General features: G+C 68.5%; 21 protein-coding genes and 1 pseudogene. 11 read left to right on the plus strand and 11 right to left on the minus strand.

What is annotated here, in order from left to right:
• The first annotated feature begins 116 nt into the window (after window positions 1–116).
• Window positions 117–527, plus strand: a complete 411-nt coding sequence (locus Q7A36_RS42095; protein WP_305106302.1) for a hypothetical protein — start codon at window positions 117–119, stop codon at window positions 525–527.
• Between the two features lie 49 nt (window positions 528–576).
• On the opposite strand, the gene Q7A36_RS41625 is transcribed toward Q7A36_RS42095, so the two are convergent.
• Window positions 577–927, minus strand: a complete 351-nt coding sequence (locus Q7A36_RS41625) for a transposase (RefSeq protein WP_370655702.1) — start codon at window positions 925–927, stop codon at window positions 577–579.
• A 661-nt stretch (window positions 928–1588) separates the two neighbouring features.
• On the opposite strand from Q7A36_RS41625, the gene Q7A36_RS24065 reads away from it, so the two are divergent.
• Window positions 1589–2818, plus strand: coding sequence for an acyl-CoA dehydrogenase family protein (locus Q7A36_RS24065; RefSeq protein ID WP_305106304.1), 1230 nt, complete (start codon window positions 1589–1591; stop codon window positions 2816–2818).
• A 46-nt stretch (window positions 2819–2864) separates the two neighbouring features.
• Here the strand turns inward: Q7A36_RS24065 and Q7A36_RS24070 are convergent, their stop codons facing one another.
• Genes Q7A36_RS24070 through Q7A36_RS24095 form a run of 6 tightly spaced genes read right to left on the minus strand, consistent with a single transcriptional unit; the run spans window position 2865 to window position 9759 of the window.
• Window positions 2865–4091: an SfnB family sulfur acquisition oxidoreductase gene (locus Q7A36_RS24070; protein WP_305106305.1), complete on the minus strand. Its 1227-nt coding sequence runs from the start codon at window positions 4089–4091 to the stop codon at window positions 2865–2867.
• Entirely contained in the window at window positions 4088–5425 is a 1338-nt protein-coding gene (locus Q7A36_RS24075) for an NtaA/DmoA family FMN-dependent monooxygenase (protein ID WP_305106306.1), read from the minus strand. The genes Q7A36_RS24070 and Q7A36_RS24075 overlap by 4 nt, the downstream gene beginning before the upstream one ends.
• 31 nt (window positions 5426–5456) lie before the next feature.
• The gene (locus tag Q7A36_RS24080; protein WP_305106307.1) at window positions 5457–6461 is read right to left on the minus strand and encodes a type 2 periplasmic-binding domain-containing protein; all 1005 of its coding nucleotides are present in this window, start codon (window positions 6459–6461) and stop codon (window positions 5457–5459) included.
• 25 nt (window positions 6462–6486) lie between these two features.
• A complete protein-coding gene (locus Q7A36_RS24085) occupies window positions 6487–7176 on the minus strand; it encodes an ABC transporter ATP-binding protein (RefSeq protein ID WP_305106308.1) in 690 nt (229 codons plus the stop codon).
• 22 nt (window positions 7177–7198) lie between these two features.
• Window positions 7199–8104, minus strand: a complete 906-nt coding sequence (locus Q7A36_RS24090) for an ABC transporter permease (RefSeq protein WP_305106309.1) — start codon at window positions 8102–8104, stop codon at window positions 7199–7201.
• Window positions 8101–9759, minus strand: coding sequence for a rhodanese-like domain-containing protein (locus tag Q7A36_RS24095; protein WP_305106310.1), 1659 nt, complete (start codon window positions 9757–9759; stop codon window positions 8101–8103). Before Q7A36_RS24095 ends, Q7A36_RS24090 begins: the two co-directional genes overlap by 4 nt.
• A 642-nt stretch (window positions 9760–10401) precedes the next feature.
• On the opposite strand from Q7A36_RS24095, the gene Q7A36_RS24100 reads away from it, so the two are divergent.
• From Q7A36_RS24100 to Q7A36_RS24140, 9 genes and pseudogenes are all read left to right on the plus strand, one after another.
• Entirely contained in the window at window positions 10402–11574 is a 1173-nt protein-coding gene (locus tag Q7A36_RS24100; protein WP_305106311.1) for an LLM class flavin-dependent oxidoreductase, read from the plus strand.
• Window positions 11575–11576: 2 nt separating this feature from the next.
• A pseudogene (locus Q7A36_RS24105) lies at window positions 11577–13160 on the plus strand (ABC transporter substrate-binding protein).
• The gene (locus Q7A36_RS24110) at window positions 13157–14743 is read left to right on the plus strand and encodes an ABC transporter substrate-binding protein (protein ID WP_305106312.1); all 1587 of its coding nucleotides are present in this window, start codon (window positions 13157–13159) and stop codon (window positions 14741–14743) included. The pseudogene Q7A36_RS24105 and the gene Q7A36_RS24110 overlap by 4 nt, the downstream one beginning before the upstream one ends.
• Window positions 14740–15714: an ABC transporter permease gene (locus Q7A36_RS24115; RefSeq protein ID WP_305106313.1), complete on the plus strand. Its 975-nt coding sequence runs from the start codon at window positions 14740–14742 to the stop codon at window positions 15712–15714. The genes Q7A36_RS24110 and Q7A36_RS24115 overlap by 4 nt, the downstream gene beginning before the upstream one ends.
• Window positions 15711–16559: an ABC transporter permease gene (locus Q7A36_RS24120; protein ID WP_305106314.1), complete on the plus strand. Its 849-nt coding sequence runs from the start codon at window positions 15711–15713 to the stop codon at window positions 16557–16559. Before Q7A36_RS24115 ends, Q7A36_RS24120 begins: the two co-directional genes overlap by 4 nt.
• Window positions 16556–17530: an ABC transporter ATP-binding protein gene (locus Q7A36_RS24125; RefSeq protein ID WP_305106315.1), complete on the plus strand. Its 975-nt coding sequence runs from the start codon at window positions 16556–16558 to the stop codon at window positions 17528–17530. The genes Q7A36_RS24120 and Q7A36_RS24125 overlap by 4 nt, the downstream gene beginning before the upstream one ends.
• Entirely contained in the window at window positions 17527–18507 is a 981-nt protein-coding gene (locus Q7A36_RS24130; RefSeq protein ID WP_305106316.1) for an ABC transporter ATP-binding protein, read from the plus strand. Before Q7A36_RS24125 ends, Q7A36_RS24130 begins: the two co-directional genes overlap by 4 nt.
• A gap of 16 nt (window positions 18508–18523) precedes the next feature.
• Window positions 18524–19897: an LLM class flavin-dependent oxidoreductase gene (locus Q7A36_RS24135; protein ID WP_305106317.1), complete on the plus strand. Its 1374-nt coding sequence runs from the start codon at window positions 18524–18526 to the stop codon at window positions 19895–19897.
• A complete protein-coding gene (locus tag Q7A36_RS24140; RefSeq protein WP_305106318.1) occupies window positions 19894–20559 on the plus strand; it encodes a dimethylsulfonioproprionate lyase family protein in 666 nt (221 codons plus the stop codon). The genes Q7A36_RS24135 and Q7A36_RS24140 overlap by 4 nt, the downstream gene beginning before the upstream one ends.
• On the opposite strand, the gene Q7A36_RS24145 is transcribed toward Q7A36_RS24140, so the two are convergent.
• Genes Q7A36_RS24145 through Q7A36_RS24160 form a run of 4 tightly spaced genes read right to left on the minus strand, consistent with a single transcriptional unit; the run spans window position 20499 to window position 23445 of the window.
• A complete protein-coding gene (locus Q7A36_RS24145; protein ID WP_305106319.1) occupies window positions 20499–20864 on the minus strand; it encodes a 4Fe-4S dicluster domain-containing protein in 366 nt (121 codons plus the stop codon). The two genes, Q7A36_RS24140 and Q7A36_RS24145, sit on opposite strands and share 61 nt — an antisense overlap.
• Complete coding sequence (locus Q7A36_RS24150; protein WP_305106320.1) at window positions 20861–21709, minus strand: FAD-binding protein; 849 nt, start codon at window positions 21707–21709, stop codon at window positions 20861–20863. The genes Q7A36_RS24145 and Q7A36_RS24150 overlap by 4 nt, the downstream gene beginning before the upstream one ends.
• Before the next feature lie 27 nt (window positions 21710–21736).
• The gene (locus Q7A36_RS24155; RefSeq protein ID WP_305106321.1) at window positions 21737–22483 is read right to left on the minus strand and encodes an FAD-binding protein; all 747 of its coding nucleotides are present in this window, start codon (window positions 22481–22483) and stop codon (window positions 21737–21739) included.
• A gap of 50 nt (window positions 22484–22533) precedes the next feature.
• Entirely contained in the window at window positions 22534–23445 is a 912-nt protein-coding gene (locus Q7A36_RS24160) for a TauD/TfdA dioxygenase family protein (protein ID WP_305106322.1), read from the minus strand.
• Window positions 23446–23466 lie beyond the last annotated feature (21 nt).

Genomic DNA, 23466 nt, shown 5'->3' on the forward strand with positions numbered 1-23466 from the left:
AGTCGTGCGGTTTCGAATGAACCGGTTCGAAATTGGAACCCGTTCAATTCTCACCGAAAAACAAAGCCTTTCCAATTGGGCGCTGCGACTTTGACAGGACGAAGGTGGATCAGGCAGTGACGGGCAGGATCTCTGGGCGTGTAGTCTCCAAGGCCTCCCTTCTCCGCTTTGCCGCGTCGGCAGAAGAGGTATCCGGACAGCATGCACGGACTGCCGACTGCCAGGGTGGTGACGACAAACCGCGTGTCGGTGCCGAGCGGTCCGGCCTCGATGCGGGCGATGATGCGCTCGACCCACGACTAGCTGCGAGCACCTTCAAGAAACGCCTTGTAGCGGCGCAACTTGCCGCTGCCCGGGCGGGCAGCCTGTCGGACTGCGGTGCTCTGCTCGAGCGCCAGGACGTGCTGGCGCAGTGTGCTGCTGGTGATCACGCCCAGTATGAATTCGGGGCGGGCCTGGCAGCAGAAATCCCGCACCTCCGGCGTGCAGAAATGGCTGTCGCCGCGGAGCAGGAATTCGATCCTTGATCATTGGTAGCAATTCGCGTGGATGAGGCGCCGGACGAAGGCACAGGCCTCAAGGCCGGTCGGGCGATGGGCTGGGCGAAGCATGGCGCAGGTGCCGGGCAGGTTCTTCAACCGCGAGATGGTCGGCTGCGAGCACAGCGCCGCCACCCCGGGCAACCGGTCGAGCGCCAGCTCGAAGGCCGGGTCGTGCCGTAACGCCGTTGCCGTCCTCGTAGCCGGCGGCGATCATGGACAGACGGAAGCGGATGATGTCGGCCAGCCAGTGCGTGACTGGCGCAGGCGCCCGTCGATTTTCGAGGCAAGCCGCGAGCCGGTTGGCGGCGCCGAGGCTCCGCTCAATCTCATGCAGCGCCAACACGCCGCCAGTCGAGAACGACTGCCCGCCGTCGAAACGGGCCACCCGCGACTTGCCGTCGACCGGTGACGGACGGGCAGCGGCAGGGCGTTCTCAACCTTGACGGGCATGACCTCCGGCAGGCGAAGGCTTCTGAGGTCGCCGCCGAATCTTGCATAGCCTTAACGGCTTGCACCGTGCCCGTTAGATCGCGTGAATGATCCGGGTTGGCGATCAGGCGCCTCTCCACACCCCACAGGAGCAAATGAGCCATCGGGGAACGCCTTCTGAGCGACTCACAAGAATGATCACACGGCACCACCATCGACGGGTTTACAACTATTATTTTTCGCGTTATCAATTTTCACACTACGTTATAACGTAAAATGTGAGCGTTTGCGACAGCGGGGAGCAGGCCGCGTGAACAGGATCAGGCCGCTGGTACGACAGAGTCCCGGTGCGGCCCATGCTCGATGTCGGCGCTCCGCTGCCTAGCGCTCCGTCCATGTCACGGTGGACCGGCGGCGGTCCCGCTCGGTTGCCGTTGCCCCATCCTCCGGCTGTGCCTTCCGGTCAGGCTATCCCATAGCGCTGCCATGCGACGCACGGGACCTGCCACCATTCCTCCCAGTCGCTCCGGGGCACGCGGTGGTTTGACCACCTGCTCGCCACAGCGGAGGCCAGAGCCGGCCACCCCGTTCCTGCCACCCCGTGGAGGTCGCCACCCATGCCCGACACCCTAGCCTTCGCTGCTCTTGACGGCCCTCAGCCCGGCCCCTTGCCGCTCAACGCCTATCGTTCGATCTATGACGAGATCGCCGCCGGCGCCGCCCAGCGCGATGCGGAACGCTCGCATCCGCACGCTGCGCTCGACTTGTTGCGGCGTGCCCGGTTCGGCGCCATTCGCCTGCCGGTCGAGGAGGGCGGCGGCGGAGCCAGCCTGCGCGACGTTATCCAGCAGGCGATCCTGCTCGGCGAGGCGGACACCAATGTCGCGCATATTTACCGCAACCACTTCAGCTTCGGCGAACGCCTGCTGATTGCCTCAGGTGACCCGAAGCGCCTACCCTGGCGGCAGGTGGTGCTGGATGGCGGAATCATCGGCGTGGCGACGACCGAGATCGACCGCCCGGTCATTGGCGGTACCCTGCCGCTGCGGACCCGGCTGACCGCCGATGGCGAGGGCTACCGGCTGAACGGCACGAAATTCTACAGCACCGGCAGCTTCTATGCCGAACTGATCTATGTTCGCGCCATAGGGCCGGACGATGAGAACCTTGCGGTCATCGTGCCGACCCGGCGAGAGGGCGTCGAACTGGTCGACGATTGGGATGGCATCGGCCAACGCGTGACCGGCACCGGCACCACCAATTTCCACAATGTGCGGATCGAGGCCGAAGACATCGTCTTCGAACGTGAGACGCCGGACTATCTCCTGCCCTATAGCAGCACCGTCGCGCAGCTCTTCGTCACCGCGGTGAATGCGGGCATCCTGCGTGCCGCGCTGCGTGATGCAAAGGCGCTGATCCGCGGGCGGACCCGTAACTTCTACTACGCGCCGGCAGAGGTGGCGGCCGAGGACCCGATCCTCCAGCAGACCATCGGCCGCATCGCCGCCGATGCCTTCGCGGCCGAACTGGTGGTCCTGGCAGCGGCCGAGCACCTCGACCGCGCCGCCGAGGCGCGGTTGGCAGGACAGCCGGTGGCGACGGCGGCGCATGCCGCCTCGGTCGCCACGGCGAAGGCGAAGGTGATCGTCGACGAACTCGTCCTGCGCTCGACCAACGCGCTGTTCGACGTCGGCGGGGCGAGCGCCGCGACACGCCCGAAGAATCTCGATCGCCACTGGCGCAATGCGCGGACGCTCGCCTCGCACAATCCGGCTGCCTATAAGGCGCAGCTTCTGGGCAAGTATGAGCTGCATGGCACCCTGCTACCGGGCCTCGGCTTCTTCTGATCGCGTCGGGCGCCGCGAGGACCATCCTCGTGACGCCCGCCTGCCCCTATCCCAGTGTCGGCGTATAGGGATGGCCGAGTGTCCATGGGTCGCAGAGCCGGCCGTTCAGCACGAATTCGCCGAGGGCATGGTATTTCCAGCGGACGCCATCATGCAGGGTATGGGTCCTGGCGTTGCGCCAATGCCGATCCAGCCCGTGCTCGAGCAGAGTCGACTGTGTCCCAGCCAACTCGAACAGCTTGTTCGTAGCGGCAAGAGCGATCTCCGTCGTGACGATCTTCGCTTCCACCACCGCAATCAGCGCAGCGGCCGCATCGGTGGGCGCGGTGGAAGCCTGCGCCGCATCGACAAGCCGGCCGGCGCGTTCCACCAAGGCCTCGGCGGCATGATATTGGAGGGTGAGCGCGCCGATCTCCCGGAGTGCCAAGGGATCGTCGGTCGGCATGGCCACGCCGCTGCCACGCGCCGGATGCGCCAGCACCCTGAAGAAATGCAGCGTGTCGTCGATCGCCGCGCGAGCGATCCCGAGATCGATGGCTGTATGCACCAATTGCGATACCGCATTGCCGGTATCGACCGGCGCGCCAGCCTGGGCACGTCGCAGCACCCAGAGCGGCTCCACCGCCACATCCTCAATGATCACCGTGCCGCTTGCCGTGGTGCGCTGCCCGAAGCTGCTCCAGTCATCGACGATGGTCAGGCCCGGCGCCCCGCGCGGCACGAAGACCGTGACATGCGCACCGGCCTCGTCCGTCGCCGAGACCGGCACCCAGTGCGCGAACAGCGCGCCGGTCGAATAGAGTTTGCGGCCCTGCAGCCGGAGCCGGCCTGCAGTCCGATGGAGACTGGTGGCGTGGTCCTTCGGTCGCTTGTCGCCTGGCTCCGCCGTGGCATTCCCCATACGGTCTCCCGCGAGGACCCGCCGGAAGAAGAAGTCCTGCTGATCGGGTGTGCCATGCAGGCGCAACGCCTCCAGGACCGCGAAATGGTTCTGCGGAATCTGCCCGAGCGATCCGTCGGCCGCCGCTATCAGGGCGATGACGCGGGCCAGGGTGACGTTGGACAAAGCGGGCCCATCAAAGGACCGGGGAACCGTGATCGCCCAAAGGCCACTGGCGCTGAAGGCTTCCACCTCCGCCCAGGGCAGGATGCGGTCACGGTCGCGCTGGGCTGCACCGGGCGCAAATTGCGCGGCGAGCACGATGGCCGTCTCGATCGCCTCTGCATCGCCGGCGATGCGGCGCGCGGCGGGCCGCGTTACCGGGGCGTTCATGCCGGCACAGCTTCAGCACCGATGCGGCTATGCGGGCTGAGCGGCCGCGACAGACCGAAGTGGTCACGCAGCATCGTGCCGGCATAGTCCGAGCGGAAAATGCCGCGCCGGCGCAATGCGGGCACGACATGCTCGGCGAAATCCTCGAAGCCGGAGGGTATGACATCCGGCATGATGTTAAAGCCGTCGACGGCGCCGGACCGGAACCAGGCCTCGATTGACTCCGCCACCTGCTCCGGCGTCCCGATGAGGATGCGGTGGCCGGTGCCACCGCCTTGGGCGCGAATCAACTGACGAACGGTCAGCCGGCCGCGCTCCGCCAGCGTCAGCGCGCCGCGGAAGAAGGTGTGATTGTGGTCGGGCGGCAGCGGGATATCCGCCGGCAGCGGTTCATCCAGGCGCAGGCGTGCCGGGTCGATCTGCAGCGTGCCGGCCAGGCGGCCCAGCCCGTACTCGATCGGCACCAGGTCCCACAAAGCCTCTTCCCGGCGCCGCGCCTCGGCCTCGGTGCTGCCGAGCACGGTGACCAGTCCGGGGAAGATCAGGATATCGTCCCGCCTGCGGCCGAAGCGGCGGGCGCGGCGAGCGAGATCGGTGGCATATTCCTCGGCGTCCGCCAGGGCATGCGCCACCGAGAACACCGCATCGGCGTGCTCGGCCGCCAATTCACGGCCATCCTCCGAGCCACCCGCCTGCACCAGGATCGGCCGACCCTGCGGCGGGCGCGGCACATTGAGCGGCCCGCGCACGGAAAAATACGTGCCCTCATGGTCGATGCGATGGACGCGCCCGATATCGACGAAGCGCGCCGTGTCGGCATCACCGATCAGCGCGTCATCCTCCCAGCTATCCCATAGGGCCTTCACCACCTGGGTAAATTCGCCCGCACGGGCATAGCGGTCCTGGTGCGGTTGCACGCCGCGCTGGCCGAAATTCGCCGCCGTCTGCCGGTCGGCCGTGGTGACGACGTTCCAGCCCGCCCGACCATGGCTGGTATGGTCGAGGGTCGCAATGCGCCGCGCCAGGTTATAGGGCTCATTGTAGGTGGAGGAGATGGTGGCGATCAGCCCTATGCGCTCGGTCGCAGCGGCGATCGCCGCCAATAGGATGGTCGGCTCGAGCGATTGGAAGGGGCGGTACTCAGGCCGGTCGGACAGCGCGGGATTATCCGCCAGGAACACGGCATCGAAGGTCGCGCGCTCAGCCAGCCTGGCAGTGCGGATATAGAACGCGGGATCGGCGAAATCCCCCGGGGCTCCGCCTGGCCATCGCCAGGCGGAGCCATAGGTGCCGGCATTGAGGAAGTTCAGGTTCAGATGAAGCTGTCGGGACATGCGTCCGATATCCTGCTGGTGGCGCGACGGCTCAGGTCGTCGGTCCGGTCACCGCGTTGAAGCGGCGGCTGAACTCGACCGAAACATCGATGCGGCGGGGGATGTCGCCGCTTTCGGCGAGAATCTCAGCGAGCCGCTGCTCGCGGCGAATCAGCGCATCGTCCAGCGCCACGAAGCGGGAATTATGGCTCGGTGCGGAATAGGCGGCCCGTTCCGGTGTCTGCTTCAGCTTCTCCCGGAAGATCGCCTCGACGCTCGGCTGGTTCGCCGCGACCCAGTCCCAATGCTGCCGGATCCGCCCCAGCAAATCGGCCAGCGCCGCCGCCTTGCGCTCGTCGCGGATCACCTCGCCACGGGCCGTGAATACCGTGAGCGCTGGAATCTCGAGCTCATCACTGCGGATCAGGATACGCGCCTCGCCCTTGTCGATGCCGGGCTTCACCGGGCCGAGGCCGCCCGAATAGACGTCCGTGCGGCCGCTATTGAAGGCAGCCGCCGCCGCGTTGCCATCGACCAGCTGCACCGGCTGGATATCCTCCGGCCGTAGCCCCGCGCGGATACGAGAGGCGAGGTATTGCAGGTAATTGTAGCCGCCGAAGTTGAAGGCCCAGCGCTTGCCGCGAAGAACGGCGAGGGTCGCTATATTGGCGCTGCTGCGCACCGCCGTGACGATCGGCGGAAAGGCGGGGTCGGGGTTGCGCCAGCCAGCCACGATCTGCAGCGGCGCGGTTTCTTCAGTCCATTCCACGCGGGCCCGCGCCTGCTCGATGATGAGAGAGGTATCGCCCATCAACCCGACATCGAGCGCCTTCGAATAGAGCCCCGAAAGCTGTGCGGCGGGTCCCGGCAAAGTAGCCCATTGCAACTCGAAGGGCAGGCCGGCGAGGACGCCGGAGGCATTCACCGTCTCCTGTAGGGCGGTGTCCTGGGTGCCAACGACCAGGCGCAGCCGATCGGCCTGGGCGACGGCAAGCCGGGGCGAAGCAAGGCAGCTACCGGCCAGCATGGCGAGTGTGGCGCGACGGGATAGGGTCATGGGCGATCTCCTGGGTCCGAGACGTTCAATGCGGTTGGCCGACGCCGAGCTCGCCGAGCAATTCGCGGCGCAGCGCCGCGAAAGAGGGGTCCGATCGCTCCCGTGGCGGGGCGATCGCCACCTCGCGGTCGATGCCCCACCGGCCGCCCGACAGCACCAGCACGCGATCCGCGAGCAGGATCGCCTCATCGACATCATGCGTGACGAGCACGACCGCCGGATGGTGGCGTCGCCAGAGCTGTGCGACGAGCTCATGCATACGGATGCGGGTCAGCGCATCGAGTGCGGCAAAGGGTTCGTCCAGCAGCAGCAGATCGGGTTCCCGCACCAGGGCACGAGCCAAGGCGACGCGCTGTGCCTCGCCGCCTGAGAGCGTTCGTGGCCAGGCATCCGCCTGCGCCGCGAGCCCGACTTCCTCCAGCGCGGCAAGCGCCGCTTGCCGTGCGGCCCGCCCGCGCTCGCCCAGCACGACATTCTCCCAGACCCGGCCCGCCGGCACGAGGCGCGGTTCCTGGAATACCACAGAGCGTGCCCGCGGCACGCGCAGCCTGCCGCCATCGGCGCTATCGAGTCCGGCGAGCAGCCGGAGCAGCGTCGTCTTGCCGGTGCCGGACGGCCCCAGCACCGCGACGAATTCGCCGCGGCGCAACGACAGGTCGATACCGTCCAGCACGGCGCGCTGGCCGAAGACCCGGCGCACTCCCTGCAGCAGCACGGCTTCACCCCCGGCAGCTATGTCAGTTGAGGGCAATGTTTGGCCTCCAGGGCAGGGCCAGGCGTTCGATCCCGCGCATGACCAGGTCGGTGACGATGCCGAGCGCCGCATAAACCAGGATGCCGACGATGATGATGTCGGAGCGCTGGTTCATGTTCGCGTTGTTGAGGATGTAGCCGAGCCCGGTGCGGGCATTGATCTGCTCCGCCACCACCAGCGCCAGCAGCGACACGCCGGCGGAATAGCGCAGGCCGACCAGGATGGCCGGCAGCGAGACCGGCAGGATGACATGGCGGATGGTCCGCCAGCCGCCGAGGCCGAAGGTGCGTGCCGCCTCGAGCAGCTTCGGATCGATCCCGCGCACGCCGGCATAGGTATTGAGGTAGATCGGGAAGATCGTCGCCGCGGTGATGACGACGATCTTGGCGTATTCGTCGATGCCGAACCACACGATGAACAGCGGCACCAGGGCGATGAAGGGAATGGTGCGCAGCATCTGCAGCGGCGCGTCGAAGATCTCCTCACCCAATCGCCAGAGCCCGGAGACCAGCCCGAGCGTCAGGCCGATGCTGCCACCGATCGCCAACCCGGTCAGCGAGCGGGACAGCGAGACCGGCAAGGCCGCCTGCAGGTCGCCGAGCGTGAGCAGTTCCACGAAGGCGGCGGCGATCGCAGTCGGGGGTGGCAGCACCTCCGCGACCACCAGACCGGAGACCGATGCAAGCTGCCAGGCCACCAGCAGCAGGGCAGGCACGACGACGCGCAGCAGCCGGCCACGCCAGCGCAGCAGGCGGTCCCGCAGCCGCGACCGCTCGCCCACCGGGCTGAGGTCGATCAGCTCGGGCCATGGTCGGGCCTGCTGGCCTGCCATCGCTGCCGTCGGCGGCAGCGCCCGGACCGCGAGATCCGGGACGGTATTGCCGCTCATGCCGCGGAGCCGAAGCCCGCTGTTGCGTCGGCCGGCGGGAAGCGGCGGAACCGCGTCGTCCCGTCGCGCTCCAGCTGCTCGACCAGGCTGAGTTCCCAATCGAGATAGGCGCGGAAGGCAGCGAAGCGGTCGCCATCGGCAAGGTAGGCGCTGCGCGCGACATCCTCGGTCGGATGGAAGGCCGCGGCGCGTCCGGTCGCCAGCGGCCGTCCGGCCTGGGTCCAGCCTGCCGTGCCACCCGCCAGCACCAGCACCGGGCGGTCGGTCGCCCCCTGCAACTCCGCCGCGGCAAAGGCAGCCAGCAGCCCATCGGGCGAGGTCAGGACCAGGGCACCGTCGCCAGGCAGCGAGGCCGCATCCTCGACAAGTCGCGACCGTATGACGAAGAGCGCACCAGGGATATGTGCCTTCTCATAAGCGACGCTGCTGCCGAGATCGAGCAAGGTGACGTCACGCGCCTGCAGCCGTGTTGCCAGGGACGTCGCATCGATCGTCTCCACCGCAGGGATGGGTGCCGCCAGCAGGGACTGTTCCGGCCCGACGGCGAGCGGACCTTCCAGCGCGTCGGTCAGGACATAGACCTCCGCCTGGTTGATCTGGATGAGCCAGGAGGCGGTGATGGCGGCGCGCACGCCATCCGGCTCGTCGATCAGCACAATGCGCGCGCGCTGGGTGCCGACCCAGTCGCCGCTCTGCTGCACCAGCTGGCCGCCGGGCGCGGACCGCGAGCCCGGCAGGTGGCCGCGTTCGAATTCCTCCGTCGTGCGGACATCCAGCAGATAGAGGCTGCGCCGTTCCGCCGCGGCCTCCGCCTCGAAGGCGCGCAAGGCGGTGCGGTCAACCCGACGGATGCCGAAGTGCTCCACCAGGCGCCGGGTGGCCGCCTGCGCGCGCACCAGCGCCTTACCGGCCGGCGCAGGGCCGAGGTTGTCGCGGCCGCTGTCGAGTGCATGACCGGCGATCAGCCAGTCCATCGTGCCGTTGGCGAGCGACACCACGCGATTCGGCACGCCGGCATTGATGAGCGCCTGCGCTCCGATGATGCTGCGGGTGCGGCCAGCGCAGTTTACCACGACGAGGGTATTCTCGTCGGGCACCGCCGCATGGAAGCGATGGACCAACTCCGCCCCCGGCAGGTCGACCGCACCAGGAATGCTGAAGTTGCGGAACTCGGCGACCGGTCGGCTGTCGATCACCACCACGTTGTCGCCGGCATCGATACGAGCCTTCGCCTCGGCGACCGAGATATGCGGCGTGCCATATTCATGCTCGACATACTCGCCGAAGGCCTTGCCGATCACGTTGACGCCGGTGAAGAGTGCATATCCGGCCTCTACCCAGGAGGCGGTGCCGCCGGCGAGAATCGCGACGTCACCATAGCCCAGCGTGCGGAGCCGCTGCGCCGCACGCGCAGCGAGCGGACCACCATCGGCATCATAGACGACGACGCGGGTATTGCGGCGCGGCACCAGGCTGGCAACCCGCAGTTCAATCTGACTGAGCGGCAGGCTGACGCTGAGCAGGATATGCCCGTCGCGCGCATGTACCCCGGCTTCTCGTGCGTCGAGCAGGGCGATCTCCACACCGGGATCGACAAGCAGGGTACGGAGTGTGGTTGCGTCGATGGTGAGCGTTGACGTGGATGCTAGGGTCATCGCGGTGCCTCATGAAGGTGCTCGGGGACGTGCCGTCTTGGCAGCGCCGCTGCATGGGTGGCCTCGACGGCGCAGGGATATCCGGGACGCTGGTGCGCGGCTGTCGTTCATCCGGCGGGACATGCTCGGCAGCGGCGGCATGCAAAGATGCTCGACTCTGTTGCCTGGGACATCGACGGTGCCATGGTCACGCTGTTCACCATGCGGATCTGATGCACCCTAACTTCCACATTCATTTTTCGTCAAATTCATATTTACATCCTTTTGGATCGTGAATATAGGATGGTGGAGTTCCTCGCGGCAATCCGAGCAGGCGTGCATGACTCTTCCCAAACAATGCAAATCCCGGATCGAGGCACGATTCCGTCAAGCAGATCGGAATGTCTGTTTGGCCTGTCAGGCACCTCGGGTGCCTCTCGGTGACCGCGGGCAAGCCGACGGGCCAAGGTGCCCGCCACGTTTCAAAGGCGGTTTCTATTCAACTAATTTGAACCGTAATAAGAGTTTCGACGCAAGTTCTGGTCGTCGCGCGTTGTGTGACCGGCGGCCAGGCGAGGCGATAGTTCACCGCCTCTCGCGCGATGCCGGCGCGATAGCCGCGCCGAGAGTCGGGCGAGGTCGCAGTGCGATGGGGGCGATTGGATGATGGCCACGGAAGCCCGTCCGGGCCCCGCCGACTTCGCCGATAGTCCCTTGGCCCGGGTGCTTCGTCAGCCCCTGATCCTCGGCCTGTTCCTGCCGATCCAGGATGGCGGATGGTCGACCTCCACCCTACCGCGCACGACCACCTGGACCTTCGACTACAATGCGCAGCTTACCAAGCGTGCCGAAGCCCTGGGCTTCGATCTGGTATTCGGGTTGGCTCAATGGACCAGCAAGGGCGGCTATGGCGGCGCGATGCGGTATCGCGAGACGTCGCTGGACAGTTTCATGACAGTCGGCGCACTCGCCGCCGTCACTCGGCGCATCCTGCTGATCTCGACGCTGCACGTGCTCTACGGACCCTGGCACCCAGTGCATCTGGCGAAATTCGGCGCCACGCTGGATCATATCTCCGGCGGGCGCTGGGGCGTGAATGTCGTCACCGGCTATGCGGCCCGCGAGCCGCTGATGTTCGGCATGGTGAGGATCGAGCACGACCTGCGCTACCGCATGGCCGATGAGTTCGTCACCTTGCTCGAGCGCCTTTGGAGCGAGACCGAGAACCTGACCGTGCGCGGCGAGTGGTGGCAGATGGAGGATGCCTTCATCACCCCGAAGCCGCGCTATGGCAGGCCGATTTTGGTGAATGCGACCGGGTCGCCCGCGGGCATCGACTATGCCGTCCGCCATTCCGACCTGGTCTTCATCACCAGCCCTGGCGGCAATCAGCTGGCCGATGCGCTGGAGAGCCTGCCCGCGCATACCGCGACCCTGCGCGGGGAGGCCCGCAAGCTCGGCCGTTCCATCCGCACCATCCTCAACCCGATGGTGATCTGCCGCGAGACCGAGCGCGAGGTCCTGGCCTATCGCGATGCTATCGTCGCCGCCGCCGATGCCGAAGCGACCGAAGGGTTCGCAGCGCATGGCCGCGCCGGGGACGCCCAAGCCTGGCGCAACCAGAAGCGCTTGAATCGCCCGGTCGGCGGCAACCTGCATCTGGTCGGTACGCCGGAACAGATCGTCGACGGCTTCCGCAAGCTGCGGGCCGCCGGCTGCGACGGGCTGCAGATCACCTTCTTCGACTTCGCGCCGGACTTGGAACACTTTGGCGCAAAGGTTCTGCCCCTGCTGCACCAGGCGGGACTGCGACTGGCACCGGAGACAGACGCGTGACCATGACATCGTTGCGGCGCAGGACAGCCCTCTCGCTACTCCTCGCTGGTGGCGCTGCCACCACCGCGGCGCAGGGTACACCCATCCGGGGAGGTACCCTTGTCGCCAATATCGTGCCGGAGCCGCAGAATCTTGTCGGCGGCATCGCAATCTCCGCCCCGGCCGTGGCGATCTCGGCCAATATCTTCGACACGCTGGTCGAATACGGTCCCGATCTCAGCCTCAACCCTGGCTTGGCGGAAGCGTGGGAGGAAGCGGATGGCGGCCGCACCATTACCTTCCGTCTCCGCCAGGGCGTCCGTTGGCATGACGGCGCGCCCTTCACCGCGGCGGATGTCCGCTTCTCGCTACTGGAACTGATGCAGAAGGTGCATCCGCGCGGCGGCGCCTACTACGCCCAGTTGCGCTAGGTCGAAACGCCGGACGCGCATACCGTGGTCCTGCGACTGGCGCAGTCGGCGCCGGTGATCTGGTCGGTACTGGGCGGTGAGACGCAGATCCTGCCGCGCCATCTGTACGAAGGCACGCCTGTCCAGACGAATCCCTGGAACATGAAGCCGGTCGGCACGGGCGCCTTCGTGTTCAAGGAATGGGTACGCGGCAGCCATGTCCTGGTCGAGCGCAATCCGCACTACTGGGACCGCGAGAAGCCCTATCTGGGTCGCATCCGCTTCCGCTTCATCCCGGATTCCGGGGCCCGCGCCGCCGCGCTGGAAACCGGTGAGGTCCACTACACGCCGCTGAGCCCCGTCCCGCTGGCCGATACCGAGCGCCTGAAGCGCCTGCCGCAGCTGGTGATCGAAACCCGCGGCCAAGAGTACAACGCACCGGTCTTCTTTCTCGACTTCAACCTGCGCAAGCCGGTCTTCCAGGATGTCCGGGTGCGCCGGGCCGTTGCGCATGCCATCGACAAGGAGGCGCTGGCCAAGATTGTCTGGCAGGGTTTCGCGCAGCCTGCGACCGGCCCGGTGCCAAGCTATCAGCGTGCCTTCTACACGCCCGACGTCCCACGCTACGCCTTCGATCCCGCCCGCGCCGAGCAATTGCTGGACGAAGCCGGGCTACGCCGCGGCGCAGGGGGCATCCGGCTGCGCTTCACCCATGACACCATGCCCTATGGCGACGAATGCATGCAGAGCGGGGAATTCATCCGACAGTCGCTGCGCCGCGTCGGCATCGAGGTGACGCTCCGCAATCACGACCTGCCGACCTTCCTGCGGACCATCTTCACCGACCATGCCTTCGACACCTTCAAATCTTTCTATGCCGCCTTTCCCGATCCGCAGATCGGCGTGCATCGACGCTTCTGGAGTGAGGCGATCAAGCCGGGCACGCCGTGGTCCAATGGGTCGGGCTATGCGAGTGCGGAAGCGGACAGGCTGATCGGGGACATCCAGTTGGAAGGCGACCGGGACCGCCGCCAGCAGCTGATCTTCGCGCTGCAACGCCTGGCGCAGACCGACCTGCCCAGCATCAGCCTGCTGGAGCTGAAACCCTACCGCATCTTCTCCAGCCGGCTGCGCGGGGTGAATGTCGATCCGGACGGCAATGCCCGCTCGCTCAAGACCGTGTGGTTCGCCGCATGAGGCGCCGTGCATGGCTCGGCCACGGCGCTGCCCTGGCGGCGCTGCCCTGGCTGACGGCACCCGCCGTCGTCCTTGCGCAGGCTGCCGTTCGGGGCGGGACCCTGGTGGTCAATCTGGAGCCGGAGCCGTCGAGCTTCCTGTTCAACGCCGCGACCGCGACCATCCTGTTCGGATCGGTGAATGACGGGCTGGTGACCTATGATGCCGAGTTCCGCCCGGTGCCGAGCCTGGCCGAGAGCTGGTCGCAGTCGCCGGATGGTCTGAGCATCACCTTCCACCTCCGTCGCGGGGTGAAATGGCATGACGGCCACGACTTCACCTCAGCCGATGTCGCTTATTCGGTGCTGGAGGTGGTGAAGAAGGTCAATCCACGCGCCGGTGCCGCCTATAGCGCGGTGGTCGCGGTCGATACGCCGGATCCCCACACCGCCATCTTCCGGCTCTCCGAGCCTTCGCCCGTGATCTGGTCGATCCTCAGCAGCGCCGAGACCACGATCCTGCCGCGGCACCTCTATGAAGGGACCAATCCCCTCATCAATCCCTGGAATCAGAAATTCATCGGCACCGGGGCTTTCGTGTTCCGCGAATGGGCCAGGGGCCAGCATATCCTGGTGGAACGCAACCGCAATTACTGGCAGGGCGACGTGGTCCCCCTCGACCGCGTCCGCTTCCGGGTCATCCCCGATCCCGGTGCCCGGCTGGCCGCGTTGGAGGCGGGGGAGGTGCACTACACGCCGCTCAGTGTCGTGCCGCCCTCCGACGTCGCCCGGCTTCGCGGCGTGCCTGGCCTGACCGTCGAGACCCGTGGCTATGGCACCTTCGTCCCGGTCTTCTTCTTCGACTTCAATCTCCGCCGGCCGGTGTTCCAGGATCACCGGGTGCGGGCCGCCTTCGCACATGCGATCGACCGGCAAGGCTTGGCCGACACCGTCTGGTACGGCCTCGCCAAGCCCGCCACCGGCCCGATCCCGAGTGCTCAGGCCCAATTCCACACGGCGGAGACGCCGCAATACCCCTTCGATCCGGGCCGGGCGGAGGCGCTGCTGGACGCGGCTGGGCTGCGGCGCGGGCCGGATGGCGTGCGGCTGCGCATCAACCACTTTGCGATGCCCTATGGCGACGTGCTGCGGCGCGCAGCGGAGTACCTGCGGGAATCCCTGAAGCGCGTCGGGGTGGACCTGCAACTCGTCAATCTCGATGTCGCGCCCTTCCTCCGCCGCATCTATGCCGATCGGGACTTCGATACCTATAGCAGCTACTACTCGGCCTCGGCCGATCCGCAGATCGGCGTCACCCGCCGCTTCGCCACGGCGGCGATCCAGCCGGGCGTCGCCTGGTCGAACGGCACGGGCTACAGCAACCCCGAAGCCGACCGCATCATCGACGCCAGCCGGACGGAGATCGACCCGGAGCGCCGGCGGCACCTGCTTATACGCCTCCAGGACCTCGCCCAGCGCGACCTGCCCTCGATCAATCTGCTCGAATTGCAGCATTTTAGTGTCCTGTCGCGGCGCGTCCAGGGCCTCAGCACGGCGGTCGACGGCTATGCGAAATCGCTCTCATCGGTCTGGCTCGCGCGATGACGCCGCCGCGCTACCTGGCCGCCCGGCTGGCGCAAGTGCTGCCGGTCGTCCTGATGATCGTCACCGCCAATTTCTTCCTGATGCAACTGGCGCCGGGCGACATGGCCGATGTGATGGCCGGCGAGGCCGGTGCGGCTACCCCTGAATTCCTCGCCAGCCTGCGTGCGGCCTTCGGTGCGGACCAACCCCTGGCAACGCGCTTCCTGCAATACCTCGGCCGAGTGCTGACCCTGGATCTTGGCTTTTCCTTCCGGAACGGCAAGCCGGTGCTCGACCTCATTCTCTCCCGCGCCCCGGCCACGGCGCTGCTGCTCGGCAGCAGCTTGGTGGTCGCGCTCGCAGTCGGCGTGAGCCTCGGCTGGGTGGCGGCAAGGGGCCGCGGCGGCTGGGCCGACCGGGCGGTGTCGCTGGTCACCACCATCGGCTTCGCGACGCCGCTGTTCTGGGTCGGGCTGATGATGATCGTGCTCTTTGCCGTTGAGTTGCGCTGGTTGCCGACGGGCGGCATCTATGACGCCGATGCGGATTTGACCGGCATGGCCTTCCTGCTCGATGTCGCGCGGCACCTGGTGATGCCGGTCATGACCTTGGCGATCTTCTACGTCGCCATCTACGCCCGGCTCTCCCGCGCCGCGGTGCTGGAGGTGGAGCAACTCGACTTCGTCCGGACGGCGCGGGCGAAGGGGCTGTCCCGGCGGCGCATCGCCCTGGCCCATGTGCTGCGCAATGCGCTGCTGCCGGTGGTGACCATGACGGGGCTGCAACTGGGCACGTTGCTCAGCGGCGCGCTGGTGGTGGAGACGGTCTTCGCCTGGCCGGGCATGGGGCGCCTGACCTTCGATGCGGTCAACCAACGCGACCTCAACCTGCTGCTCGGCATCCTGTTCTGCACCTCGCTGCTGGTGATCCTGGTGAATCTGGCGACCGATCTTGTCTATGCCCTGCTCGACCCGCGGATCGAGTTGCGATGAGCGGCGGGCACAACGCTTTGCGGCGGCGCCTGCTGGGCGATCCATCGGTCCGTACCGGCGTCGCCATGCTTTCGCTCGCGCTGCTCACCGCGGCCGGTGCGGGCTGGCTCTTTGGCGAGGATCCCTTCGCCATGGTCGGCCGGCCCTTCCTCTGGCCGGGCACCGATCCGCGTCACCCGCTCGGTACCGACATGTTCGGGCGCGACATCCTCACCGGCCTTGCCCATGGCGCGCGGGTTTCCCTGCTGGTCGGCCTTACGGCCGCCGGCCTTTCCATCGGCCTCGGCGTCGCCATCGGCGTGACGGCGGGGTATTTCGGCGGCCTGGTCGACCACGCGCTGATGCGGCTGACCGAGATGTTCCAGACCATGCCGCCGCTGATCCTGGTGGTCGCGCTGGTGGCGGTGCTGCAACCCTCGATAGGCAGCATCGTGCTGGCGATCGGCCTGACCAGCTGGACGCAGAGTGCGCGCCTGGTGCGGGCGGAGACGCTGCGGGTGCGGGACAGCGAATTCGTCCAGGCGGCGCGCGTCATGGGAATGGGGCATGGCCATATCATCCTGGCGCATGTGCTGCACAACGTGCTGACCCCGGTGATCGTCACCGGCTCCATCCTCGTGGGCACGGCCATCCTGACGGAGGTGGCGCTGTCCTTCCTCGGCCTGGGTGATCCGAACGTCATGTCCTGGGGCAGCATGATCGGCGCGGGCCGGCAGGTGCTGCGCACCGCCTGGTACATGACGGCGCTGCCCGGCCTCGCCATCGTCCTGACCGTGGTCGCCTTCACCGCCATCGGCAATGGCCTCGGCCATGTGCTGAATCCGCGCGGGGAGGCGCCGCGATGAGCCAGGTGCCGATCCTCGAGGTCCAGGACCTGACGGTGCGCTTCGGTGCGCTGACCGCGGTGGACAGGCTTTCCTTCGCGCTCGCAGCGCGGGAGACGCTGGCGATCGTCGGTGAGTCCGGTTGCGGCAAGTCGGTCAGCGCCATGGCGATCCTGCGCCTGCTGCCGGCGACGGCGCGGCTCGGCGGGCGCGTGCTGTTCCGTGGCCAGGACCTGGTGCGGCTGGATGAGACGGAACTGGCGGGGCTGCGGAGCCGCGGCGCGGCGATGATCTTCCAGGACCCGCTCTCGGCGCTGAACCCGGTGATGCGGGTCGGCGAGCAGATCGCCGAGGTGGTGCGCCGCCATGACGGCGCCAGCCGGGCGGCAGCGCGCCGGCGCGCCCTCGAATTGCTGGCGCAGGTACGGATCACCGACCCTGAGCGGCGGCTGGACGACTACCCGCATCGGCTGTCCGGCGGCATGCGCCAGCGGGTGATGATCGCCATGGCGCTCGCCGCGCGGCCGGCGCTGCTGATTGCCGATGAGGCGACGACCGCGCTGGATGTCACCATCCAGGCGCAGATCCTGAAGCTGCTCTGGTCGCTGCAGCAGGAGCTCGGCATGGCCCTGATCCTGATCAGCCACGACCTCGCGGTCGTGGCGGAAATGGCCGACCGTGTGCTGGTCATGTATGCCGGCCGCAAGATCGAGGAGCAGCCGGCCGACAGCTTTTTCCAGCGCCCGTTGCATCCCTATTCCCGGGGCCTGCTCCGGGCCCGCCCGGTTGCCGGCCACTGGCAGGAGGATTTGGCGGAAATCCCGGGCGTAGTGCCGGCGCTGGATGCCTTGCCGGCAGGCTGTGCCTTCGCCCCGCGCTGCGCCGAGGCCATTGCGGCCTGCCATGCCGAAGCCCCGCCGCTCGCCCGGCATGGCGCCGGCTTCGCCGCCTGCATCCGCATTCCCCAGCTCGCGCTGCAGGAGGCGACATGACGGCGCCGCTACTGGCTGTCGATGATCTGGTCGTCGACTATCGCACGCCCCGCGGCACGCTGCGGGCGGTGGATCGCGTGAGCCTGGCGGTGGCGCGGGGCGAGACGCTGGGGCTGGTGGGCGAATCGGGCTGCGGCAAATCCTCGCTCGGCCGGGCGATCGTGCAGCTGGTCGAACCCAGTGCCGGGGCGATCCGGCTCGACGGCACCGACATCATCCGGCTGCCGGCCCGCACGCGACATGCCCTGCGGCCGCGGGTGCAGATGATCTTTCAGGACCCGGCCGGCGCGCTCGACCCGCGGCATCGGATCGGCTGGTCGATCGCCGCGCCCCTGCGCGTCGGTAGCAGCGGGGGCGGCCCCGCCGCGCGGCGCGCGCGGGTTGCCGAGCTGATGCAACTCGTCGACCTTCGCCCGGAACTCGCCGAGCGTCTGCCGCACGAATTGTCGGGCGGGCAGCGGCAGCGGGTCGGCATCGCTCGCGCCCTGGCGACGCGGCCCGACCTGATCGTCTGCGACGAGCCGGTATCCGCGCTGGACCTGTCGCTCCAGGCCCAGGTCATCAACCTGCTGCGGCGGCTGCAGCGCGACCAGGGCATCGCCTACCTGTTCATCAGCCATGATATCGGGGTGGTCGAACACGTCGCCGACCGGATCGCGGTGATGTATCTCGGCCAGATTGTCGAGGTGACGTCGCGCCAGGATCTGCGGCAAGCGGCGCATCCCTATACCAGGGCGCTGCTGGCAGCCTCGCCGGTCATTGACCCCGGACGGAGCCGGATCGGCAGCAAGAGCGTGATCGGCGGCGACCTGCCGAGCCCCTTCGCGCCGCCGCGGGGCTGCCGCTTCCACACACGATGCTCGCACGCCATGCCGATATGCCGTGCGCAGGAGCCGCCGCTGCTGGCAACCGCACCGGGCCAGCTCGCCGCCTGCTTCCTGCACGCCGCCAACCCGGCGACGGCCACCGCCGCCTGACGGAGCACGACGCGCGATGACCCGGGAAATCCGCCTCAACGCCTTCCACATGAATGCCCCGGGCCATAGCTGGCCCGGGCTCTGGGCGCATCCGCGGGATGCCTCGGCACGGCACGACACGCCGGAATACTGGACGCAGCTTGCCCGTATCGCCGAACGCGGCAAGCTGGATGCGGTATTCCTCGCCGATGTCATCGGCGTCTACGATGTCTATGGGGGTATTCCGGATGCCGCCTTCCGCGCCGGCGCCCAGGCGCCGACCCTCGATCCGTTTCCCGTGGTGCCGCTGATGGCGGCGGTGACCGAGCATCTTGGCTTCGGCGTGACCGCGACGCTCAGCTACGAACGGCCCTATCTGCTGGCGCGCCGCTTCTCCACGCTCGATCATCTCACCCGCGGGCGCATGGCCTGGAACATCGTCACCGGCATCCTCGACAGCGGCGCCAAGGGCGCCGGCCAGGCGGGTCTCGGCGCGCATGACGAGCGCTACGCCGCGGCCGAGGAATATCTCGAGGTCGTCTATGCACTGTGGGAGGGCAGCTGGGCGGACGATGCTCTGGTGCAGGACCGGGAGGCTCGGCAGTATATCCGCCCCGACCGCGTCCGTCGTATTTCTCACCGCGGCGCGCATTACGACCTGGACGCGATCCATCTGGTGCATCCCACGCCGCAGCGCACCCCGCTGCTGTTCCAGGCCGGCGCCTCTGCCGCCGGGCGGAATTTCGCTGGCGGCCATGCCGAGGCGGTCTTCATCAACGGCCATACCCGGCCGCTGGTCGCCGAGACGGTGCGCGATCTCAGGCGGCGGGCCGTGGCGCGCGGCCGCCAGGCCGATGACGTGCGGGTCTTCCTCGGCGCCAGCATCATCGTCGCGCCGACCGATGCCGAGGCACGCGACCGCCATGCGGAGTACGAGCGCTGGATCGACTATCCCGGCTCGCTCGCGCTGCTCTCGGGCTGGTCGGGCATCGACCTCTCGCGCTACGGTCTGGACGAGCCGATCCGGCATGTCACCGGCAATGCCATGCAGTCGCTGATCGAGGCGATCACCACCCGCAGCCCGGAACGCGCCTGGACGGTGCGCGACCTGGCGCATTTCGGCCAGGCCGGGGGCCGCGGCGCCTTCCTGGTTGGCTCGCCCACCACCGTGGCCGACGAATTGCAGCGCTGGGTGGAGGAGGCCGACCTGGACGGCTTCAACCTGACCCGCCTGGTCTTCCCGGAGGGGTTGGAGGCGGTGGTCGACCTGCTGGTGCCGGAATTGCAGTCGCGCGGCGTGTTCAAGACCCAATATGCCCCGGGACCGCTGCGGCAGAAGCTGTTCGGCGCGCCGCGCCTGCCGGACCGCCACCCGGCGGCGCGGCATCGCGCCTTTGGCCCCGACCGATGAGGGTTCCGGGCGAGCCCGCGCTGCGCGCGCTGATCGCCGCGCTCCACGACGACCTCGCGGCGCGCGAGATCACCGATGCCGATCTCGCTGCCGAACGCGCGGCGATCCTCGCAAGCTGGAACGCGCCCTTGCGGACTGCCGCCTCGTGCTCGCCGCATCTGCTGCCGGCCTGCCGGCATCTCGACGCGGCCATGGCGGCAGGCCGGAACCACCCCATCGTCTCGGCCATCGCCCCCTTCCTCCCGACGTTGAGCTGGCGCTACGGCTATCCCGAGCACCCTGAATGGCCCGGCCTTGCCGAACGGCTGGCCTTCGCGCCGCTGATCGGTGCGCGGGCGATCTTCACCGATGTCGCGGCGCATCTCGGCCTGACGCTCGTCGCGCCGGAGACCCACTACCCGCTGCACGCGCATCCGGCGATCGAGCTTTATCTGGTCCTGTCCGGGACGGCGGAGTGGCGGGTCTCCGGGGCACCCTTCACGCTGCAGCCGCCTGGCGCGCTCATCCTGCATGCCGGCGGCATCGGTCATGCGATGCGGACCGGGGCCGAGCCGCTGCTTGCGCTCTATGTCTGGCGTGGCGACCTGGCAACGGCGCCGGTCTATGTCGCGGAGGATGCCGGACCGGGCGGCGCCGGCCGTGCCTCCGCCGCCAGCAACTGAAAGGACAGGTCGGCGCCCCGTCCCGCCCCGCTGCCCGGTGCCCAGCCTATGGCACGGCGATAGCTGCCGAGCAGGCCGCGCGCCGTCACTTCCGCCAGGGTGATTCCGGTCGGCCCGTCCGGCTCGGGGGCCACATAGAGCGCATCCTCCGGGCACCAGAGCTCGCACATGAAGCAGCTCTGGCAATCGGCCTGGCGGGCGATGACCGGCATCGCGCCGGGCACCGTATCGAAGACGTTCACCGGGCAGGCGCGCACGCAGATATTGCAGCCGGTGCAGCGCTCGGCGCTGATCAGCTCGATCATGCCGCCTGTTCCAGGACCGGCAGTGGCGCGGCCGGCCGGGGCGCGGTCCAGACCGCATCCAGGCCGCCGGCGGTGACGTGGTGGCGCTGAGCGGCGTCCAGCGCCGGCGCATCCTCCCGCCGGTGCATGCCGCGGCTTTCCCGCCGCGCCAGGGCGCTGCGGTACATCCAGCGGGCGGTCGCCAGCATCGCCGCGGCTTCCCGCGTCCGCAGCGCCGCCTCGGGCGTCGCCGCATCGGCCATGCGGAGGCTGGCCCAGAGCACGTCCAGCCGGCCGAGACTGTCCTCCAGCCGATCCGCGTGGCGGAAGTAGTTGCGATCATAGGGCAGCACTTCCGCCCGCACGGCGGCGATGAGGGCGGCGGGATCCTGCGGCCGGTCGCGTCCCGCGGCCAGGGCGGCCCGGCCAGCGCGATGCAGCCGCCGCGGCGTCGCCCCGATGGCCTGGGCATGCCCGGCCGCGCCGAGGCCCGCCCTATGGCCGGAGGCCATCGCCCAGGCCGCGTTATGGCTGCCGCCGCCGGTGAAGCCGCCGCAGATCAGCTCCCGCGTCGCCGCATCGCCGGCGGCGAAAAGCCCGGGCAGGGTGGTCGCGCAGCGCTCATCCACGATGCGCAGCCCGCCGGTGCCGCGCACCGTGCCTTCCAGCCGCAGCGTCACGGGAAAGCGCTCGGTGAAGGGGTCGATGCCGCTGCGGTCGAAGGGCAGAAAGAAATTCGGCTGGGCCAGCCGCATCGCCCGCTGCGCCGCCGCATCCGCCTTATCGAGCCGGGCATAGACCGGCCCCTGCTGCAGCCAGCGCGCGATGACGGAACGCCCGCCCTTGGAGGAGGCACCGGGGATCACCGCGCCGGAAGGATCGGTGAAGCTCGCCTAGTCATAGAACAGCGTTTTGGTGACCGTGCCGAAGGCCGGGGATATGGCATAGGCATTGGAGAATTCCATGCCGGAGAACTCGGCGCCCGCCTCGGCGGCCAGCAGGTAGCCGTCGCCGGTCAGCACGTCGCAGCCGAGCCCGCGGCTGAGGAAGGCGCAGCCGCCGGTGGCGACGACCACCGCCCCCGCCTCCACCGACCAGCTGTCGCCGCGCTGGCGCCGTACCCCCGCGGCGCCGGCGACGGCGCCATGCTCGTCCAGCAGCAACTCCAGCGCCGGGCTGTGGTCCAGGATGCGCACGCCGGCCCGCAGCGCGCGCTGCCGCATCAGCCGCATGTATTCCGGCCCCTGCAGCGAGTTGCGTCGCGGCGCCCCGGCCTCGTCCTGCGGGAAGGGGTAGCCCCAGTCGGCGAGCTGGTTCACCCCGTCCCAGGCGCGGTCGAGCACGCGTCCCATCCACGCCGGATCGGCGAGCCAGCCGCCCATGCCCCAGCGCTGCCGCATCGCCGCCTGGCGCTGCACCGGGTCCGGCGGCACGTACCAGACCGCCGTACCCGCCGCCGCGGTGGCGCCGGAGGTGCCGCAGAAGCCCTTGTCGGCCAGGACCACGCGGGCGCCGGCCGCCGCGGCCGCAATCGCCGCCCAGGTCCCGGCCGGCCCGCCGCCGAGCACGAGCACATCGGCACGGCGCCGATCCGCGCCCCCGGCGGCAGAGCGGGCCGGTCCTGGTGGTGGCAAGGGCATCGCAGTATCCTTCCTGGCATCGATCACGGGTGCGGCGCGGGGCCGCCGGTTTAGGCGGCCTTGGCCTGCGGCGCGCTGCTGCGGGTCACCCCGTTGCGGCCATCGATGCCGACCGAGACCGGCCCGGCGATCACCACCCGGCGGACGATCCGCTCCGCATTGCCGTAATCATCCACCGCGCGGTGCTGGGTCGCGCGGTTGTCCCAGATGGCGACGTCGCCCTGCTGCCAGCGCCAGCGCACCACATTCTCCTCCCGCGTGATGTGGTCCTGCAGGACCTCGACGATCCGGCGCGAATCCGCGCTGTTGAAGCCGATCAGCCGGTCCAGGTGGTGGCCGAGGATCAGCGCCCGCTCGCCGGTGATGGGATGCACCTGCACAATCGGATGCTCGCTCTCATAGATCGTCGAGAGGATGACCTCGCGGTGGTACTGCTCGCGCGCCGCATCCTGCGTCACCCGCGTGCCGGCATAGTCATAGGCATTAGTGAAGCGCCCCCAGAGCTGGTCGGCGAGGGCGCGCAGCGGTGCCGGCAGGCTGGCATAGGCGGCCGCCGTATTGGCCCAGACCGTGTCGCCGCCGACCGGCGGGATGACCACGCCGCGCAGCACCGAGAATTGCGGGAAGGCGCTGACGAAGGTGACGTCGGTATGCCAGGCGCTGGCGCGGTTCCGCTTGCCGTCGATGTCGAGGACATACTCCGTGCCGTCCAGCGCCGGCGCGGTCGGGTGCGGCTCGATCGGGCCGAGCAGCGCGCCGAAGGCCTGGTGCGAGGCTTCGTCCAGCCGCTGCTGGCCACGGAAGAAGACCACCTTGTGCTTCAGGATGGCGTCGCGGATGCCGCGCACGACATTCGGTGCCAGCGTGCCGCCGAGGGTGATGCCATGGATCTCGGCGCCGATCGTCGGCGTAAGCGGGCGGATATCCAGGCCGATGCTGATCGGCTGTGCGGTCTCGGTCATGGTCTTGTCCCCTCTGGTTGG

The organism is Paracraurococcus lichenis (assembly GCF_030657435.1).
Taxonomy (GTDB): domain Bacteria; phylum Pseudomonadota; class Alphaproteobacteria; order Acetobacterales; family Acetobacteraceae; genus Paracraurococcus; species Paracraurococcus lichenis.

Coding starts and splice junctions, on each gene's coding strand:
- Q7A36_RS24065 (WP_305106304.1), top strand. CDS start 1,589: ATGCCCGACACCCTAGCCTTCGCTGCTCTTGACGGCCCTCAGCCCGGC.
- Q7A36_RS24070 (WP_305106305.1), bottom strand. CDS start 4,091: ATGAACGCCCCGGTAACGCGGCCCGCCGCGCGCCGCATCGCCGGCGAT.
- Q7A36_RS24075 (WP_305106306.1), bottom strand. CDS start 5,425: ATGTCCCGACAGCTTCATCTGAACCTGAACTTCCTCAATGCCGGCACC.
- Q7A36_RS24080 (WP_305106307.1), bottom strand. CDS start 6,461: ATGACCCTATCCCGTCGCGCCACACTCGCCATGCTGGCCGGTAGCTGC.
- Q7A36_RS24090 (WP_305106309.1), bottom strand. CDS start 8,104: ATGAGCGGCAATACCGTCCCGGATCTCGCGGTCCGGGCGCTGCCGCCG.
- Q7A36_RS24095 (WP_305106310.1), bottom strand. CDS start 9,759: ATGACCCTAGCATCCACGTCAACGCTCACCATCGACGCAACCACACTC.
- Q7A36_RS24100 (WP_305106311.1), top strand. CDS start 10,402: ATGATGGCCACGGAAGCCCGTCCGGGCCCCGCCGACTTCGCCGATAGT.
- Q7A36_RS24110 (WP_305106312.1), top strand. CDS start 13,157: ATGAGGCGCCGTGCATGGCTCGGCCACGGCGCTGCCCTGGCGGCGCTG.
- Q7A36_RS24115 (WP_305106313.1), top strand. CDS start 14,740: ATGACGCCGCCGCGCTACCTGGCCGCCCGGCTGGCGCAAGTGCTGCCG.
- Q7A36_RS24120 (WP_305106314.1), top strand. CDS start 15,711: ATGAGCGGCGGGCACAACGCTTTGCGGCGGCGCCTGCTGGGCGATCCA.
- Q7A36_RS24125 (WP_305106315.1), top strand. CDS start 16,556: ATGAGCCAGGTGCCGATCCTCGAGGTCCAGGACCTGACGGTGCGCTTC.
- Q7A36_RS24130 (WP_305106316.1), top strand. CDS start 17,527: ATGACGGCGCCGCTACTGGCTGTCGATGATCTGGTCGTCGACTATCGC.
- Q7A36_RS24135 (WP_305106317.1), top strand. CDS start 18,524: ATGACCCGGGAAATCCGCCTCAACGCCTTCCACATGAATGCCCCGGGC.
- Q7A36_RS24140 (WP_305106318.1), top strand. CDS start 19,894: ATGAGGGTTCCGGGCGAGCCCGCGCTGCGCGCGCTGATCGCCGCGCTC.
- Q7A36_RS24145 (WP_305106319.1), bottom strand. CDS start 20,864: ATGATCGAGCTGATCAGCGCCGAGCGCTGCACCGGCTGCAATATCTGC.
- Q7A36_RS24155 (WP_305106321.1), bottom strand. CDS start 22,483: ATGCCCTTGCCACCACCAGGACCGGCCCGCTCTGCCGCCGGGGGCGCG.
- Q7A36_RS24160 (WP_305106322.1), bottom strand. CDS start 23,445: ATGACCGAGACCGCACAGCCGATCAGCATCGGCCTGGATATCCGCCCG.